The sequence below is a fragment of the Bacillus sp. FSL K6-2819 genome, assembly GCF_038008305.1.
Taxonomy (GTDB): Bacteria; Bacillota; Bacilli; order Bacillales; family Bacillaceae; genus Bacillus; species Bacillus amyloliquefaciens.
In genome coordinates this window covers 3,053,013-3,068,409 of the sequence record NZ_JBBOYV010000001.1, presented here as the reverse complement: position 1 = coordinate 3,068,409, position 15,397 = coordinate 3,053,013, and the positions used below count along the sequence as shown (strand labels likewise).

The following is a 15,397-nucleotide window of genomic DNA, read 5'->3' as shown; positions in this document are numbered from 1 at the left end:
AAATCATATGAGAAGCAAATTATCATTAATCGGTGTGCCGATTGTTATGATTATCGGTTATTTCATTTCTTTATCTTTTGAGTGGCTGTTCCCTGTCCTTACTTTTGGGGCGGCAGGGCTGTATCTCTTTATATTTGCCCCGGTGCAAAATAAATTCATTCGTTACATATTTCTGTTTATTTTTGTGATTAATCTGTTAGCCAGCGCGGCTCTTTATTTCCGCATTTAATAAAAAATGACATTCTTATTGAATGTCATTTTTTTATCTTTGAGCGGCTTTGCTGCGTGTTAAAATCTGTCGCCGTTGAAAATAGAGTTTTTCACGATCACGTAGTCGACATTGCGGATGGCTTCGAGTTTATTGCCGCCGGCGTAGGAGATGGAAGATTGCAGATCCTGCTCCATTTCAATCAGCGTGTCCTGCAGAGACCCTTTATGCTCGACATGCATTTTTTTGCCCTCTACATTTTTCTTTTCGCCTTTTTGAAATTCGGAAGCGGAGCCGAAATATTCTTTATAAAGCTTTCCGTCGATTTCGACCGTTTGTCCCGGTGATTCCTCGTGACCGGCGAATAATGATCCGATCATGACCATAGACGCGCCGAAACGGATGGACTTCGCAATATCCCCGTGCGTGCGGATGCCGCCGTCGGCAATGATCGGTTTGCTTGCCGCTTTTGCGCACCAGCGAAGCGCGGCTAATTGCCATCCGCCTGTTCCGAAGCCTGTTTTAATCTTTGTGATGCAGACTTTACCGGGGCCGATTCCCACCTTTGTCGCGTCAGCGCCGGCGCGTTCCAGCTCCCTTACGGCTTCAGGCGTCCCGACGTTCCCTGCAATGACAAAGCTTTCCGGAACATGTTCTTTAATAAATTGGATCATGCTGATCACGGCATTGGAATGACCGTGCGCGATATCGATGGTGATATAATCCGGCACAAGCTGCTGTGCTTTCAGCTCCCGAATGAATTCATAATCATTTTCCTTCACGCCGACACTGATGGAAGAAATCAGTCCGCGCGCTTTCATATCCTGAACAAAAGCCAGGCGTTTTTCCGGCTCGAAGCGGTGCATGATATAAAAATACCCGTTTTCCGCGAGCCAGGCAGCGATGTTTTCATCTATAACCGTCTGCATGTTGGCTGGCACGACCGGAAGTTTAAATGTGTGTCCGCCCAACGTAACTGATGTATCACATTCTGAACGGCTGTTCACAATGCATTTTGCGGGAATCAGCTGAATATCTTCGTAATCGAATACATTTTCCATACATAACACCCCTAAAAGCGAATAATAAAATTATATCAAAAATAAAACGTTCGTCTTTTTATAATGTACTTTGTTTTGTCAGGAATGTCAAATGATTTCATGCTGCCTTATATGCGGTCAGCTTGTCATCCAATTGCAGTTTGGTTATCATAGTAGTATTGATTGTTGTAAAACACTTGTCACGATAGATAGTTTTGCAGAGGAAGGGAGGGGCCGGTGTGGAAGAAAAACAGCCCGGGCACAGTCCGAAAGCCCAGAAAATTCAGGACCGGATTATTTTAGGCACGATTTGGGTCGTCTCAGCGCTTGTCATTGCGCTTGTTGTCGGAACTGTCATGAATTATATTTGGATGTTTAAATAAAAAAGAGTCTGTGCCGATATGACACAGACTCTTTTTTATATTATTTTTCAAACATGCTTGTAGAATGCAGAGGCTGGACGCGCGCTTTCGGGTCCATGTAAGCCTTCGCGTTGTTCACGGCTGTCGGAGCTTCGCCGAAACCGCTGGCAATCAGCTTGACTTTGCCTTCATATGTGCAGATATCTCCGGCGGCAAAGAAGCCTTCAATATTCGTTTCCATCGTGCTTTTGACGACGATGGAGTTTTTCTCGATTTCAAGGCCCCAGTTTTTAATCGGGCCGAGAGAAGAAACAAAGCCGTAGTTTACGATCAGGTCATCAATTTCAATGATTTCTTTGCGGTCGCCTTTCACTTCTTCAAGAACGATCTGTTCGATCCGGTCTTCACCGACAAGTTCAGTCGGAACAAACGGTGTCAGCACGTTGACTTTAGAATTGTGCAGGTTTTCTACACTGTGTTCATGCGCGCGGAATTTATCGCGGCGGTGGATGATGCTGACTTCTTTCGCGATCGGCTCAAGCATGAGCGCCCAGTCAACCGCGGAATCGCCGCCGCCCAAAACGGCAACGCGTCTGCCTGCGAATTGATTGAGGTCGTCAATGAAGTAGTGAAGGTTTTTGCCTTCATATTGCTCCGCTGATTCAAGCTCAAGCTTTCTCGGCTTAAACGCACCGTTTCCTGCGGTGATAATAACCGTTTTTGAATAGTGCGTTTCTGAATTTGTGACAAGCTTAAACACACCGTCCGCCTGTTTTTCAACAGATTCGACGGCCTGCTCTAAGCAGATGGTCTGCTCGAACTTTGCCATTTGCTCTTTTAAGTTGTCCACAAGTTCTTGGGCGCGGATTTTCGGGAATCCGGCTACATCATAAATATATTTTTCAGGGTACAGCGCGCTGAGCTGGCCGCCAAGCTGAGGCAGGCTCTCGATGATTTTAACGCTTGCCTGTCTCATTCCCCCGTAAAAAGCGGTAAACAGGCCGACCGGGCCGCCGCCGATGACCGTAATATCATAAACCTTTGAATCCTCTTGCATACCAAATTGCCTCCTAATTGAAAATTGTTATTAATTATAACATACAAATTGAAAGAATGACGAGTGCCGAAAACCGCCAGGCCGCTTCATTCTTGAAAAAAATCGCGGCCGCCGCTAAGATGGGGACAAATTCCATTCTGTTTTTTCCTGAATGTTTTCCGACTCTTCCGGATAGTATGGTGATATGCAGACATGTGCGGTTTTCTAAAAAATTTATAATTCATTTCATAAAATCCCGCCAATAAGCTGAAGCTAATACAAATGTTGATTTGATTATGCGTCTAACAGCAAAAAAAAGAAGGTGGATGTGATGGCATTGAATAAACCCAAAATCGTGGTTTTAGGTGCAGGTTATGGTGGATTAATGACAGTAACAAGGCTTCCGAAACATATCGGGACAAATGACGCCGACATTACTTTGGTCAATAAACACAATTATCATTATGAAACGACATGGATGCATGAAGCGAGCGCAGGAACGCTGCACCATGACCGCTGCAGATATCAAATAAAAGATGTAATCAATGAATCACGTGTCAAATTTGTGCAGGATACCGTAAAAGCGATAGATGTTCAAAATAAAAAGGTGACGCTTTCACAAGGGGACATCCCTTATGATTATCTCGTCATCGGGCTTGGCGCAGTCCCTGAAACATTCGGGATTAAAGGTTTAAAAGAATTCGCCTTTCCGATCGCAAATATTAATACGTCGCGCCAGCTGAAAGACCACATTGAGCTCCAATTTGCGACATACAATACGGAGGCCGAAAAACGCCCTGACCGTTTAACCATCGTCGTCGGCGGAGCGGGATTTACGGGAATTGAATTTCTCGGAGAACTCGCGAACCGCAAGCCGGAGTTATGCAGAAATTATGATATAGATGAAAGTCTCGTCCGGATCGTCTGCGTCGAGGCCGCACCGACGGTTTTGCCGGGATTTGATCCGGAGCTTGTCGATTATGCCGTTCAATACCTTGAGAGCAAGGGCGTTGAGTTTAAAATCGGCACCGCGGTTCAAGAATGCCGCGCTGACGGTGTCACAGTCGGCAAGAAAGATGAAGAGCCAGAGGAAATCAAATCGCAGACCGTAGTCTGGGCCGCAGGCGTGCGCGGACATCCGATCGTGGAGGAAGCGGGTTTTGAAAATATGCGCGGCCGTGTTAAGGTCAATCCTGATCTTCGGGCGCCCGGCCACGATAACGTTTTTATTCTCGGCGACAGCTCGCTCTTTATTAATGAAGAGACGGAACGGCCGTACCCGCCGACTGCTCAGATCGCGATGCAGCAAGGAGAAACAGTCGCCAAAAACCTGGGCCGTTTGATTAAAGGAGGCCAGCTTGAAGAGTTCAAGCCCGACATTAAAGGGACCGTCGCCTCTCTTGGTGAACATAACGCGGTCGGTGTCGTATACGGCAGGAAGCTCAAAGGCACGCCGGCGTCCTTTATGAAAAAGGTAATTGACAACCGCTCGTTATTTATGATTGGCGGACTCGGTCTGACATTGAAAAAAGGGAAGTTTAAATTCTTCTGAAAACCCGCGGCCGCGGGTTTTTTCTTCTCTCAAAAAAGAGCGCTGCGAAAAGCATGTAAGAGAAAAAAACGAATGTTTCCGCTTACATGAGTTGATTTGTTACATATTCTGACTTGGTGCTTGACAAGTAAATATGGTATATTATCAGAAAATTAAGAAAAAGGGTGATCCGCATGAAAACGACAGCAAAAAGCACTGCGGCATGTCCGTTCTGCTCAGGAAAAGGGTATTTTCAATTGCTTCTTGGCGGCTCCGAAACATGTCCCTCCTGCCGGGGAAGCGGCAAAGAGAGACGCTGATTTTTCCAGACGTTGACTTTTTTACCGCCCCCGAGGTACACTGAAAGTGCTGTAGGGGGTGGATGTTTGTGATTAGTTTGCCGGTCGTCCTGATCTCAATCGTACTATTTTTTGTACTGTTTTTCGGCATTGGCTTTCTGTTGAACATGCTGCTGAGAATGTCGTGGATTATGGCTGTTATCTATCCGATTGTATGCCTTTTCATTATCAGCAATAAAAAGATGATCAGTTACGTGCAGGCACCGGGGGAATCATTTCAAAGCCTGTTTCAGCGCATCATGTCATTGGCAGCCGCAGATGTCGTGATTTTGGCAGGCGGACTGGCGGGAGCCGTCATGTCAGGCATTGCCATAAAGGCGCTCAGAAAAAGAGGATATCAAATGTTTTAAGCCGCTTTCTTATTCAAGAAAGCTTTTTTTGTGTTTGTATAGCGCCTCATCGAGTTGGGAACACTGACTCGGAGGAGAGGTGATTTTAGAGTGACGATAATCAGACGCGTATTCATGATCGTGCTCTTTTTAGGCGCATGCCATGCGACATACTTTTCCATAACGGGTGTTGAAGCAAAGGATCTGTCAAATTGGATGACGGAACATCGCGGTGCCGCGTTGAAAAACATCGGTATTCCGTTTCAGTCATTACAGAATCAGCCGGAAAAGAAGGCATCAGGCAAGGTGAAACCCCTGGAAGAAGCTTTTGACTGGAACCGTTATCCGTCTCAAAAGGTGACGGCCACAGGTTATACCGCCGGAGCGGAATCTACGGGAAAATCTCCTGGGCATCCGCAATACGGAATTACATATTCAGGCGTGAAGGTCAAACGTGATTTATATTCAACGGTGGCGGCCGATCCGTCTGTTTTCCCGATCGGGACGATTCTGTTTATACCGAATTACGGATACGGGGTTGTCGCCGATACCGGTTCGAAAATTAAAGGCAGCCGCCTTGATCTCTACTTTGACACCGTAAAGGACGTCTATAACAACTGGGGTAAAAAAACACTTGAAGTCTACATCATTAAAAAAGGGAACGGCACGGTGACCGAGGACGAACTTGTAAAGCTGAACGAAACAAAGTCGCTGCAAGTGTTCAGAAACCAATACAAAACGGTAAAAGAATAAAAACGCTTCAGCATCCGCTGAAGCGTTTTTTACATAAAGAAATAATCTAAAATCAGAGTCAGCACAATACCGGTGACGCCGCCGAAGAACACTTCGATCGGCTGATGGCCGAGCAATTCTTTCAGTTTTTTCTGTTTTTCTTTCTCTTCCGCTTTCGGAAAGTCCTTCGCTTCGCTGACAAACCGGTTAAAATCGATAACCAGCTTATTAATGACCGTCGCCTGTTCACCCGCATGCCGCCTTACACCGGTAGCGTCAAACATCGTAATGACGGCGAAAATCGCGGCGACTGCAAACAGGGGGGAGTCCAGTCCCTGTTCCAAAGCGACTCCGGTTGACAGCGCGGTGACGGCGGCGGAATGGGAACTCGGCATGCCGCCGGTGCTCGTCACGAGAGTCCAGTCAAGTTTTTTGGATACGATAAATTGAATAGGCACTTTTACAACTTGGGCAAAAATAATGGCGGCAAAACTCGCCAGTAAAGGAAAATTCATAAGTACACCCATATGCGACATCCTTTCTGTATCTGCGAAGTCCGATCGTATCGAAAAACTGCAGAAAACGCCCTTAGTTTGGTAAAATAAAATCAATGGAAAAATGTTTTTTCATTATACCACTTTACATAACAAATACCCACATAAGGAGTGTGTACTCATGTTTTATGCATCTGATCAATTGCGGCATCCCGAAACACTTGTCATCGGTCTTTTTCAAAAAAGCACGCTGAGCGGATTTACGAAGGAATTGGATGATAAACTGGACGGACATCTGACACAGCTGTTAAAGGACGGTGATGTCTCTGCCAAACGCAATCGTGTATCAAAAGTATACCCTCCGGCCGCAACCGGTATGAAACGTATTTATTTTATCGGCATGGGAAGGGAAGCGGATTATTCGTTTGAAGATACGAAGGAATGCTTCGCACGCGTGTTTCAGCAGATTCATCAAGATAAGAAACAGGAAGTATCTGTTTTGCTTGATACATTCGTCTCCGGCGAAGTGCCTGCCGCCGATGCCGCTCATGCGCTTTCGGAAAGCTGTCTGCTTGCGGTTTATGAAGTGCAGGATTATAAACATAAATCAAATGAACCGGATCAGGAACTGACTTCAGTCTGCGCCGTGACCGAAGAAGACCTGAGGGAAGTGCAGGCCGGCCTGAATGTCGGCGCGGCATACGGTCAAGGGACGAATTCGGCCCGCACGCTCGTGAATATGCCGGGAAATATGCTGACGGCCACTGATCTTGCCTCATATGCCGCTGAACTTGCGGCAAAATATGATTTCGAGTGTGAAATTTTAGAAAAAGATGAAATGGAAGAGCTCGGCATGGGCGGGCTGCTTGCCGTTAACAAGGGCTCATCCGAACCGCCGAAAATGATCGTTCTGAAGTATCAGGGCAAAGATCAGTGGGAAGATGTCATCGGCCTGGTCGGCAAAGGAATTACCTTTGATACGGGCGGATATTCGATTAAACCGAAAACTGGCATCGTTGGCATGAAAAGCGATATGGGCGGGGCCGCTTCCGTACTGGGAGCAATGGAAATTATCGGCGAATTGCGGCCTGAACAAAACGTGCTTGCCGTCATTCCGTCTACGGACAACATGATTTCGTCCGATGCCATGAAGCCGGATGACGTCATCGTCTCACTCAGCGGAAAAACCATTGAAATCCTGAACACCGATGCGGAAGGGCGCCTCGTGCTTGCCGACGGCATTACATATGCCAAGCAGCACGGAGCTTCGGTCCTCGTAGACGTCGCCACATTAACGGGCGGTGTCATTGTCGCCTTAGGAAACGAAATGACGGGCGCCATGACCAATAACGCCGCGTTTTATGAACAGGTGGCAGAATCGGCGAAAGAATCCGGGGAACCGATCTGGCAGCTTCCGATAACAGAAAAGGATAAAAAACGGGTGAGAAACAGTCAGATGGCTGATTTGAACAATTCTCCCGGAAGAGAAGGCCATGCGATTATGGCGGGGACATTCCTTGGTGAATTTGCGGAAAACACCCCGTGGGTTCATCTCGATATCGCGGGAACCGCGACAGCCAATAAAGCGACATGCTTCGGACCTGCCGGCGCAACAGGCGTCATGGCAAGGACGTTGGCTGTTTTGACTGAACGGTTTACTCCAGAAAAATAACTGCAGCCCGCTGCCTTGATGCAGCGGGTTGTTCATTTCTAAAATCTTTAGTTGACTAAAGCGCAGAATATATGTTAACTTTAATTATCTACTACATTAGCAAACTAAAGGATTTTTGGAGGGACATATCACATGAACGCTGTTGTTGTCGCAGTACTGCTTATGCTCGTTTTAAGCCTGCTGCGTGTCAATATAATTATAGCTTTAATGATCGGAGCGCTTGCCGGCGGACTGACCGGAGGCTTAGGCCTCGGTGAGACGGTGAAGGCATTTACGGACGGTCTCGGCGGAAATGCCACCGTCGCGGTCAGCTACGCGCTGCTCGGAGCATTTGCTGCGGCGCTGACAAAGACGGGGCTTCCCGATGCGATGGTCGAAGCGTCTGTCAAATTAATCGGAAAAAAGGAAGATTCGCGGAAAAAAGCACTGTCTAAAGTGTTAATCGTACTCATTATTTTAATCATATCTTGTTTCTCGCAAAACGTGGTGCCCGTTCACATTGCGTTTATTCCGGTACTGATTCCGCCGCTTTTAAAAATATTTAATGAATTGGAAATGGACCGCAGGCTGATTGCGTGTGTGATGACATTCGGACTGACTGCGCCGTATATTGTTCTGCCTGTCGGGTTCGGACAGATTTTCCAGGGGATGCTGAGAGATAATATGGCGTCAGCAGGTTTAAAGGTGCCGCTCAGTGATATCCCGTATGCTTTAATCATTCCGACGGCGGGGATGGCAGTCGGTTTAATTTTAGCTGTCATCGTCTTTCGGAAACCGAAGAAATATGAGACGAAGGAAATTGCGGGATTATCGTCTTCTCCTTATACGAAAAAAAGCATCGCCATCGCCCTGATCTCCATTGGCGTATCGCTTGCCGTTCAGCTCTATCTGTCTCAGGTGCTCGGAGTGGAAGGCATGATCATGGGCGCGCTTGCCGGCTTGTTTACGCTGTTTATCAGCGGAGTCATGAAGCGCAATGAAGCGGATAAGCTGATTACGGACGGCATGATTCTGATGGCCTTTATCGGGTTTGTCATGCTCGTTGCGGCCGGTTTTTCAAATGTATTGAACAAAACGGGTGATGTGGCTTCCTTGGTCAAAGCATCAACAGGATTGATCGGCAACAGCCAATCATTGGGCGCACTCCTGATGCTCGTCGTCGGTTTGTTAATCACGATGGGAATCGGATCGTCATTTGCAACCGTACCCGTCATTACGACGATATTTGTTCCGCTGTGCGCTCAGCTCGGTTTCAGCCCAATGGCGACGATCGCCGTAATCGGAGCGGCCGCTGCGGTCGGTGATGCAGGTTCTCCTGCAAGTGACAGTACGCTCGGACCGACGTCAGGCCTCAGTGCCGACGGCCAGCACCACCACATATGGGATACGTGCGTACCGACATTTATTTTCTATAACATTCCGCTTGTGATATTCGGCTGGATTGCCGCACTTGTCCTGTAAAAAAAGGCTCCCGGAAAGGGGAGCCTTTTTTTGTATGTTCTAAAAATACTTACGCAGGATTTCGATTGAACCCCGTCGCTTTATGAACGGACCTGTAAACGGCAGGCGCGATAGATGCCAATAACAGTGCTAAAATGATATCTTTTATGAAAAACCAAATCATATAAAACCAGGCCATTCCGTAGCTGATCGGAGCATGAAGCCATAATTTCAGCGCAATATACGTATAGGTCGTGCCAATGATATAGATGACGGCGGTGCCGATCAAAGAGGCCCATGCATAATGCAGGCGGCCGGGTTCTTTTGTTTTTTCCAGCAGCCATCCGGCTGCAAATGCCGCCGGGATGTAGGCGAGAATAAATCCGCCGCTTTTTCCGATAAACGGCGCAAAGCCTGCTGAGAATTGAGCGAAAATAGGAGCCCCCGCGAGTCCGGCCAATGCGTATACCGTCATCGCAATGGCCGCCCGTCTTGCGCCGAGAAGCATCGCAGCTAACAGACAAAAGAAAGGCTGCAGTGATAACGGAATTCCCGCAACTTGCAAAAAGGGAGCCATTGATGTAATGTTGGCGCCGACGGCCATCAGTGCGGCAAACATGCCGATAAGCGCCATATCGCCCGCGCGAAGATTGCGTTGTTTCATTTGATTTTCCCCCTTACACTTGTACCAGATTAGCTTAATCGAAGGAAAATTAATTGTCAACACGAATTTTATATAGGTTTACTAAATGGAGGGAGCCATATGTTTTTCGGAAAAACGAAACAAACAAGGCAGTCGGATCGGATTCCGCCAAATCAAAATGTCACAACGAAGTTTCCCGTGCTTCACGCCGGAAATGTTCCTTATTATGAAGATATGTCAAAATGGAATCTGCAGGTGTACGGGCTTGTGGACCGTCCTATGCTGTTAAGCTTTGAAGATATCAAAGCCTTTCCGAAAGCCGAATTGAAAAATGACATTCATTGCGTTACGGGCTGGTCCCGACTTGATAACGTCTGGCAGGGAATACGCGCGAAAGATATCGCCGAGAAAGCGGGCGTGCATGAAGAAGCGGGTTTCGTCATTTTGCACGCTGAAGAGGGCTGGACGGCCAATCTGCCGCTTTCCGATTTTACGCGGGAGACATCCCTGCTGGCATATGCGCATAATGGAGAGCCGTTAACGCCGGAGCACGGCTATCCGCTCAGAGGCGTTTTTCCTCATCTTTATTTTTGGAAAAGCGCTAAATGGCTGCGCGGCATTCAGTTCACAAAGGAAAACCACCCCGGCTTTTGGGAGAAAAACGGCTATCATATGAGGGGAGACCCATGGAAGAATCAGCGCTTTACATGGGATTAAGCACATATCAACATATAGTTCTTAGGTACCTTATTAGAATAAGGTGCTTTTTTTATATCAAAAATCCATTGACTTTGTTTGGCAAAAAACCTATTATTTGAGGTGTCTTTTGATATTGAAAATCATTATCAATGAGAATAGATAAAGCAATTGTCACAGAGGGGATGAACTCATAATGGACGGAAATCAAACAAAGCGGGGTTCCGCGCCGGCCGGTCGATATGCGATGCCGGGCACAGAAGTAAGAGAAGTGCGTTCAAAAGGAGGCCGTACGTATCGTCTCTTTGTCTCTTTTCCTCAGGAAGAACCGCCTGCATCCGGTTTTCCCGTCATATACCTGCTCGATGCGAATTCCGTGTTCGGAACAATGGCTGAAGCTTTACGGGTGCAAAGCCGCCGGCCTGAAAAAACAGGCGTTGTCCCGGCGGTGATTGTGGGAATCGGCTATCCGACTGATCAGCCGTTTTCCGCCGAACGCCACAGTGATTTTACGATGCCGCTCTCTGAATCAGAACTGCCGGTGCATCCGCGCGGGGCGGCGTGGCCCGAGCAGGGAGGAGCGGAAGCGTTTCTGGCATTTATAGAAAAAGAAGTAAAGCCCGCGGTGGAGCGGGATTATCCGATCGACAGAGACAGGCAGACGATTTTCGGCCATTCGCTGGGCGGTCTTTTTGTGCTGCAAGTGCTTTTGACGAGGCCGGACATGTTCCGGACCTATGTTGCCGGGAGTCCGTCAATCCATTGGAACAAGCGCTTTATTCAGGAAGAAGCGGAGCGTTTGTCAGACCGGATCTCTGAGGGAAATCTTCAAGTCAGCGTACTGCTGGCAGCGGGAGAAATTGAAAAGACGCATAAAAGCAGGATTCCGCAGCACGCAGAGGCGCTGTACTCTGTATTATCTGCGTTTGAAGGTGACGGAGTCCGCGCTGAATACTGCGAGTTTGAAGGAGAAGGCCATATCTCTGTTCTGCCGGTTTTAATCAGCAGAGCCCTGCGTTTCTGCCTGAATCCGGGAGGGCCGCATACCCCGTATTCCCCTTCTTGAGAAAACAGGCCCTTCGAACTAAATGAGGCTGATTCTAATTTTCTAATTGACTGAGTGTTTTGATTTGGATATGATTGTCTTGAACCATAATTGATAATGATAATCATTATCAATAGAGAAAGGGAATGATAATATGACCGCATTGGGAATGAAAGGGAAAACGGCGGTTGTCACCGGCGCCGCTCAAGGCATCGGAGAAGCAACAGCGCTTGCCCTTGCTGAACAAGGAGTAAATGTGGCAGCTATAGATACGAATGAAGGCCTGCTTCTCGGTCTTACTGACAGGCTCCGGCAAAAAGGCGTCCAAGCGCAGGCTTTTGCCGCAGATGTATCAGACAGTGCGGCTGTCAATGATATCATCGCCGCCGTTGAACACGACATGGGCCCTATTGAAATATTGGCGAACGTTGCGGGCGTACTGCGGCCGGGTCCGGTGCATTCCCTCAGTGATGAAGATTGGGCTCAAACATTTTCAGTTAATACGACCGGCGTGTTTCATGTATCACGCGCCGTCAGCCGGTACATGATGGAGCGGAAAAAGGGCGCCATCGTTACGGTCGGTTCAAACGCGGCCGGCGTTCCGCGCGCTTCCATGGCGGCTTATGCGGCGTCAAAAGCGGCTGCCGTCATGTTTACGAAATGCCTTGGACTGGAGCTTTCGGCCTATCATATCCGCTGCAACATCGTATCTCCCGGTTCAACGGAAACCGAGATGCAGCGGGCGATGTGGCAGGATGAAAACGGAGCACGGGACGTCATCAGAGGTTCGCTTGATACATATAAAACGGGAATTCCGCTTCAAAAGCTGGCAAAGCCTTCTGATATTGCAAATGCTGTTTTGTTTCTGGCCTCTGAACAGGCAAACCATATCACGATGCATGACTTATGCGTTGATGGCGGCGCTACTTTAGGCGTGTGATTTACGAGAAGGAGGGACAAACATGACAAATCAATATTTATTGACGGAAGTATCTGCAAAAGAGGTGCTTGACGCTTACAAGCCCGGGGCGTTCTTTTTAGCTTCCCCGAAAAGTACGATGCTTGCGGAAGGAATTTTTTCAAAAGTGCCTGATGCGGGTGAGGAGAAACAGCTGGAATCGCTGCCTGAACGTGTGCGGCAGACGCTTCTTGAGGCAAAGCAGGCCGGCATCAAACATCCGATTGCGGCTGGCGCCATTCCGTTTGACGGAAGAAAAGCTTCCCGGCTTTTTGTACCGAAGGATGTCCATACGGCAGGCCCGCTTTCGTTTACAGAAGCTTCCGCAGAAAAACCGCAATCCAATACATATGACATCCGGCCTGTTCCGGAGCCTGAGGGCTTCATGAGCGGTGTGGAAAAAGGCGTTTTAAGCATTACGGACGGACCGCTCAGCAAGATTGTGCTGTCAAGGACGCTTCATCTGACCGCTGAAAAGGATATAGACATTCCCCAAGCCGTCAAGCATTTGGCGCAGCACAACCCGCGCGGCTATACATTCGCTGCGGATGTGACGGGAACGTCAGAAACAAGAAAAACGCTTTTCGGAGCAAGTCCTGAACTGCTGCTGTCGAAAAGCGGGACATCAATTTTGTCCAATCCGCTGGCTGGTTCCAGACCGCGCAGCACAGATCCCGCCGAGGATCAGAGAAGAGCGGAGGAACTGCTGCAATCACCCAAAGACCTGCATGAACATGCCGTAGTCGTTGCCGCCGTTGCCGCTGCTCTTAAACCGTTCTGCCGCGTGCTTGATGTGCCGGAAAAACCGTCACTCATTAAAACCGAGGCGATGTGGCACCTGTCAACCGAAGTCAAGGGAGAACTTGCTGATCCGTCAACGACATCGCTTGAATTGGCCATCGCTCTTCATCCGACTCCCGCTGTATGCGGAACGCCGACGGATGCGGCGAGAGAAGCGATTCAGGATATTGAGCCGTTTGACCGCAATTTCTACACGGGAATGGCAGGCTGGTGTGATGCTGAAGGTGATGGAGAGTGGATTATTGCACTCCGCTGCGCCGAGGCGGAAACAAGGTCTCTCAGGCTCTTTGCGGGTGCCGGGATTGTCACCGGATCAAAGCCGCAGGATGAATTGGACGAGACTTCGGCAAAATTCCGCACAATGCTCCGGGCGATGGGGCTATATCAAGATGAGATGTGAAAAAGGAGGATACGGATCGTGCTGACAGGATTTACGCCATGGCCGGAAGAATGGGCTGACAAATACCGCAAAGAAGGCTGCTGGAAGGGTGAAACTTTCGGAGGAATTCTGAAGGAGCGCGCGGCTTTATATGGAAATCAAACTGCCGTGACGTATAAAGATGTACATTGGACCTATAAAGAATTAGATGAAAGGGCCGATCGTTTAGCGGCGGGACTGCACAAGCTCGGGATTCAAAAGGAAGACCGCGTTGTTGTTCAGCTGCCGAATATCGCTGAGTTTTTTGAAGTGATTTTCGCGCTGTTCCGGCTCGGAGCGCTCCCCGTCTTCGCACTGCCTTCTCATAGAAGCAGTGAGATTACGTATTTCTGCGAGTTTGCAGAGGCGAAAGCATACATCATTCCTGATACGCATTCAGGCTTTGATTACAGAGAGCTTGCCAGACAGGTGAAAGATAAACTTCCGGCTTTGGCGCATGTCATTGTGGCCGGCGAGGCTGAAGAGTTTCTGGAACTGAGCAGCCTGCACAGAGAGCCTGTTCAGCTGGAAGACGTAAGCCCGGCGGAAGTCGCTTTTTTACAGCTTTCAGGAGGCAGTACGGGGCTGTCCAAGCTGATTCCGAGGACACATGATGATTACATATACAGCTTGCGCCTCAGCGCGGAAATATGCGGCTTGGATCATCACAGCGTTTATTTAGCCGCTTTGCCGACAGCGCATAATTATCCGCTCAGCTCACCCGGTGTGCTGGGAACTTTATATGCCGGGGGCCGGGTTGTTCTGTCACCGACGCCGAGTCCGGATGACTGCTTCCCGTTAATTGAAAAAGAACGTGTCACGATTACGGCGCTCGTCCCGCCGCTTGCCATGGTGTGGATGGAAGCATCCGGATCGCGAAGTGATGATTTATCAAGCCTTCAAGTGCTGCAGGTGGGAGGCGCCAAATTCAGCGCTGAAGCGGCCCGCCGCGTGAAGAGCGCTTTCGGATGCACCCTTCAGCAGGTTTTCGGAATGGCGGAAGGATTAGTGAATTATACGAGACTGGATGATCCTGAGGAGATTATTATCAATACGCAAGGCAGACCGATGTCACCATTTGATGAAGTGAGGGTTTTAGACGATGACGGGCGGAATGTGGCTCCCGGCGAAACCGGACATTTGTTTACACGCGGTCCTTACACGATTCACGGATATTATAAAGCGCCTGAGCATAATGCGAGATCTTTCACAGCCGACGGCTTTTATCAGACCGGCGATATCGTCAAACTGACGGAAGACGGTTATATTGTCGTCGAAGGACGGGCGAAAGATCAAATCAATCGGGGAGGCGAAAAGATTGCTGCTGAAGAGGTGGAAAATCACCTTCTTGCCCACCCTGCCGTTCATGATGCGGCCATGGTATCAATGCCGGATGATTTTCTCGGAGAGCGGTCCTGTGTGTTCGTCATTCCGAAAGGAGAAGCGCCGAAACCGGGAGAGCTGAAAGCATTTTTGCGTGAGCGCGGACTGGCGGCCTATAAAATTCCCGACCGGATTGAATTTACCGCTTCTTTCCCGAAAACCGGCGTCGGCAAGGTCAGCAAAAAGGACCTTCGCGAAACGATCGCCCAAAAATTGAAGCCTGCTGAAATCAAACAATCTTAAAAAAGGA

17 protein-coding genes are annotated in these 15,397 nt (G+C 48.7%); 13 read left to right on the top strand and 4 right to left on the bottom strand.

Annotation, left to right across the window (positions count from 1 at the left end; translation table 11 throughout):
• Positions 1 to 7 precede the first annotated feature (7 nt).
• Positions 8 to 229, top strand: a complete 222-nt coding sequence (locus MHH91_RS16000) for a DUF5970 family protein (protein WP_013353437.1) — start codon at positions 8 to 10, stop codon at positions 227 to 229.
• A 59-nt stretch (positions 230 to 288) separates the two neighbouring features.
• Here the strand turns inward: MHH91_RS16000 and guaC are convergent, their stop codons facing one another.
• Positions 289 to 1,269, bottom strand: a complete 981-nt coding sequence (gene guaC, locus MHH91_RS15995) for a GMP reductase (protein ID WP_013353436.1) — start codon at positions 1,267 to 1,269, stop codon at positions 289 to 291.
• 218 nt (positions 1,270 to 1,487) lie between these two features.
• On the opposite strand from guaC, the gene MHH91_RS15990 reads away from it, so the two are divergent.
• On the top strand, positions 1,488 to 1,631 hold the full coding sequence (locus MHH91_RS15990) for a hypothetical protein (RefSeq protein ID WP_013353435.1): 144 nt from the start codon (positions 1,488 to 1,490) through the stop codon (positions 1,629 to 1,631).
• Positions 1,632 to 1,671: 40 nt separating this feature from the next.
• On the opposite strand, the gene yumC is transcribed toward MHH91_RS15990, so the two are convergent.
• Complete coding sequence (gene yumC, locus MHH91_RS15985; protein ID WP_013353434.1) at positions 1,672 to 2,667, bottom strand: ferredoxin--NADP reductase 2; 996 nt, start codon at positions 2,665 to 2,667, stop codon at positions 1,672 to 1,674.
• A gap of 310 nt (positions 2,668 to 2,977) precedes the next feature.
• Between yumC and MHH91_RS15980 the strand changes: the two genes are divergently transcribed.
• The 4 genes from MHH91_RS15980 (at position 2,978) to MHH91_RS15965 (ending at position 5,618) form a co-directional block, all read left to right on the top strand.
• Positions 2,978 to 4,198: an NAD(P)/FAD-dependent oxidoreductase gene (locus tag MHH91_RS15980; RefSeq protein ID WP_013353433.1), complete on the top strand. Its 1,221-nt coding sequence runs from the start codon at positions 2,978 to 2,980 to the stop codon at positions 4,196 to 4,198.
• Positions 4,199 to 4,371: 173 nt separating this feature from the next.
• Positions 4,372 to 4,497, top strand: a complete 126-nt coding sequence (locus MHH91_RS15975; RefSeq protein ID WP_013353432.1) for a YuiA family protein — start codon at positions 4,372 to 4,374, stop codon at positions 4,495 to 4,497.
• A gap of 68 nt (positions 4,498 to 4,565) precedes the next feature.
• Entirely contained in the window at positions 4,566 to 4,886 is a 321-nt protein-coding gene (locus MHH91_RS15970; RefSeq protein WP_014470918.1) for a YuiB family protein, read from the top strand.
• 90 nt (positions 4,887 to 4,976) lie between these two features.
• On the top strand, positions 4,977 to 5,618 hold the full coding sequence (locus MHH91_RS15965; protein WP_013353430.1) for a 3D domain-containing protein: 642 nt from the start codon (positions 4,977 to 4,979) through the stop codon (positions 5,616 to 5,618).
• 29 nt (positions 5,619 to 5,647) lie between these two features.
• Here the strand turns inward: MHH91_RS15965 and MHH91_RS15960 are convergent, their stop codons facing one another.
• Positions 5,648 to 6,124 (bottom strand): divergent PAP2 family protein, encoded by a 477-nt coding sequence (locus tag MHH91_RS15960; protein WP_013353429.1) that lies wholly within the window; start codon positions 6,122 to 6,124, stop codon positions 5,648 to 5,650.
• Positions 6,125 to 6,272: 148 nt separating this feature from the next.
• On the opposite strand from MHH91_RS15960, the gene MHH91_RS15955 reads away from it, so the two are divergent.
• Together MHH91_RS15955 and MHH91_RS15950 are read left to right on the top strand one after the other, a co-directional pair.
• The gene (locus tag MHH91_RS15955; protein WP_013353428.1) at positions 6,273 to 7,763 is read left to right on the top strand and encodes a leucyl aminopeptidase; all 1,491 of its coding nucleotides are present in this window, start codon (positions 6,273 to 6,275) and stop codon (positions 7,761 to 7,763) included.
• Between the two features lie 132 nt (positions 7,764 to 7,895).
• On the top strand, positions 7,896 to 9,224 hold the full coding sequence (locus MHH91_RS15950) for a Na+/H+ antiporter NhaC family protein (protein WP_013353427.1): 1,329 nt from the start codon (positions 7,896 to 7,898) through the stop codon (positions 9,222 to 9,224).
• A 49-nt stretch (positions 9,225 to 9,273) separates the two neighbouring features.
• Here the strand turns inward: MHH91_RS15950 and MHH91_RS15945 are convergent, their stop codons facing one another.
• Positions 9,274 to 9,867 carry a biotin transporter BioY gene (locus tag MHH91_RS15945; protein ID WP_013353426.1) on the bottom strand — a complete coding sequence of 198 codons (594 nt, stop codon included), beginning with the start codon at positions 9,865 to 9,867 and terminating at the stop codon, positions 9,274 to 9,276.
• 99 nt (positions 9,868 to 9,966) lie between these two features.
• On the opposite strand from MHH91_RS15945, the gene MHH91_RS15940 reads away from it, so the two are divergent.
• The 5 genes from MHH91_RS15940 (at position 9,967) to MHH91_RS15920 (ending at position 15,390) form a co-directional block, all read left to right on the top strand.
• The gene (locus MHH91_RS15940) at positions 9,967 to 10,563 is read left to right on the top strand and encodes a sulfite oxidase-like oxidoreductase (RefSeq protein WP_013353425.1); all 597 of its coding nucleotides are present in this window, start codon (positions 9,967 to 9,969) and stop codon (positions 10,561 to 10,563) included.
• A gap of 175 nt (positions 10,564 to 10,738) precedes the next feature.
• On the top strand, positions 10,739 to 11,608 hold the full coding sequence (locus MHH91_RS15935) for an alpha/beta hydrolase (protein WP_013353424.1): 870 nt from the start codon (positions 10,739 to 10,741) through the stop codon (positions 11,606 to 11,608).
• Positions 11,609 to 11,741: 133 nt separating this feature from the next.
• The gene (locus MHH91_RS15930) at positions 11,742 to 12,527 is read left to right on the top strand and encodes a 2,3-dihydro-2,3-dihydroxybenzoate dehydrogenase (RefSeq protein WP_013353423.1); all 786 of its coding nucleotides are present in this window, start codon (positions 11,742 to 11,744) and stop codon (positions 12,525 to 12,527) included.
• Between the two features lie 22 nt (positions 12,528 to 12,549).
• On the top strand, positions 12,550 to 13,746 hold the full coding sequence (gene dhbC, locus MHH91_RS15925) for an isochorismate synthase DhbC (RefSeq protein WP_013353422.1): 1,197 nt from the start codon (positions 12,550 to 12,552) through the stop codon (positions 13,744 to 13,746).
• Between the two features lie 18 nt (positions 13,747 to 13,764).
• Positions 13,765 to 15,390, top strand: coding sequence for a (2,3-dihydroxybenzoyl)adenylate synthase (locus MHH91_RS15920; protein ID WP_013353421.1), 1,626 nt, complete (start codon positions 13,765 to 13,767; stop codon positions 15,388 to 15,390).
• The last annotated feature ends 7 nt before the right edge of the window (positions 15,391 to 15,397 follow it).

What these genes read in the sequence shown, in the direction of transcription:
- MHH91_RS16000 (WP_013353437.1), top strand. Translation starts at nt 8, where the DNA reads ATGAGAAGCAAATTATCATTAATCGGTGTGCCGATTGTTATGATTATC.
- guaC (WP_013353436.1), bottom strand. Translation starts at nt 1,269, where the DNA reads ATGGAAAATGTATTCGATTACGAAGATATTCAGCTGATTCCCGCAAAA.
- yumC (WP_013353434.1), bottom strand. Translation starts at nt 2,667, where the DNA reads ATGCAAGAGGATTCAAAGGTTTATGATATTACGGTCATCGGCGGCGGC.
- MHH91_RS15980 (WP_013353433.1), top strand. Translation starts at nt 2,978, where the DNA reads ATGGCATTGAATAAACCCAAAATCGTGGTTTTAGGTGCAGGTTATGGT.
- MHH91_RS15975 (WP_013353432.1), top strand. Translation starts at nt 4,372, where the DNA reads ATGAAAACGACAGCAAAAAGCACTGCGGCATGTCCGTTCTGCTCAGGA.
- MHH91_RS15960 (WP_013353429.1), bottom strand. Translation starts at nt 6,124, where the DNA reads ATGGGTGTACTTATGAATTTTCCTTTACTGGCGAGTTTTGCCGCCATT.
- MHH91_RS15955 (WP_013353428.1), top strand. Translation starts at nt 6,273, where the DNA reads ATGTTTTATGCATCTGATCAATTGCGGCATCCCGAAACACTTGTCATC.
- MHH91_RS15950 (WP_013353427.1), top strand. Translation starts at nt 7,896, where the DNA reads ATGAACGCTGTTGTTGTCGCAGTACTGCTTATGCTCGTTTTAAGCCTG.
- MHH91_RS15945 (WP_013353426.1), bottom strand. Translation starts at nt 9,867, where the DNA reads ATGAAACAACGCAATCTTCGCGCGGGCGATATGGCGCTTATCGGCATG.
- MHH91_RS15940 (WP_013353425.1), top strand. Translation starts at nt 9,967, where the DNA reads ATGTTTTTCGGAAAAACGAAACAAACAAGGCAGTCGGATCGGATTCCG.
- MHH91_RS15935 (WP_013353424.1), top strand. Translation starts at nt 10,739, where the DNA reads ATGGACGGAAATCAAACAAAGCGGGGTTCCGCGCCGGCCGGTCGATAT.
- MHH91_RS15930 (WP_013353423.1), top strand. Translation starts at nt 11,742, where the DNA reads ATGACCGCATTGGGAATGAAAGGGAAAACGGCGGTTGTCACCGGCGCC.
- dhbC (WP_013353422.1), top strand. Translation starts at nt 12,550, where the DNA reads ATGACAAATCAATATTTATTGACGGAAGTATCTGCAAAAGAGGTGCTT.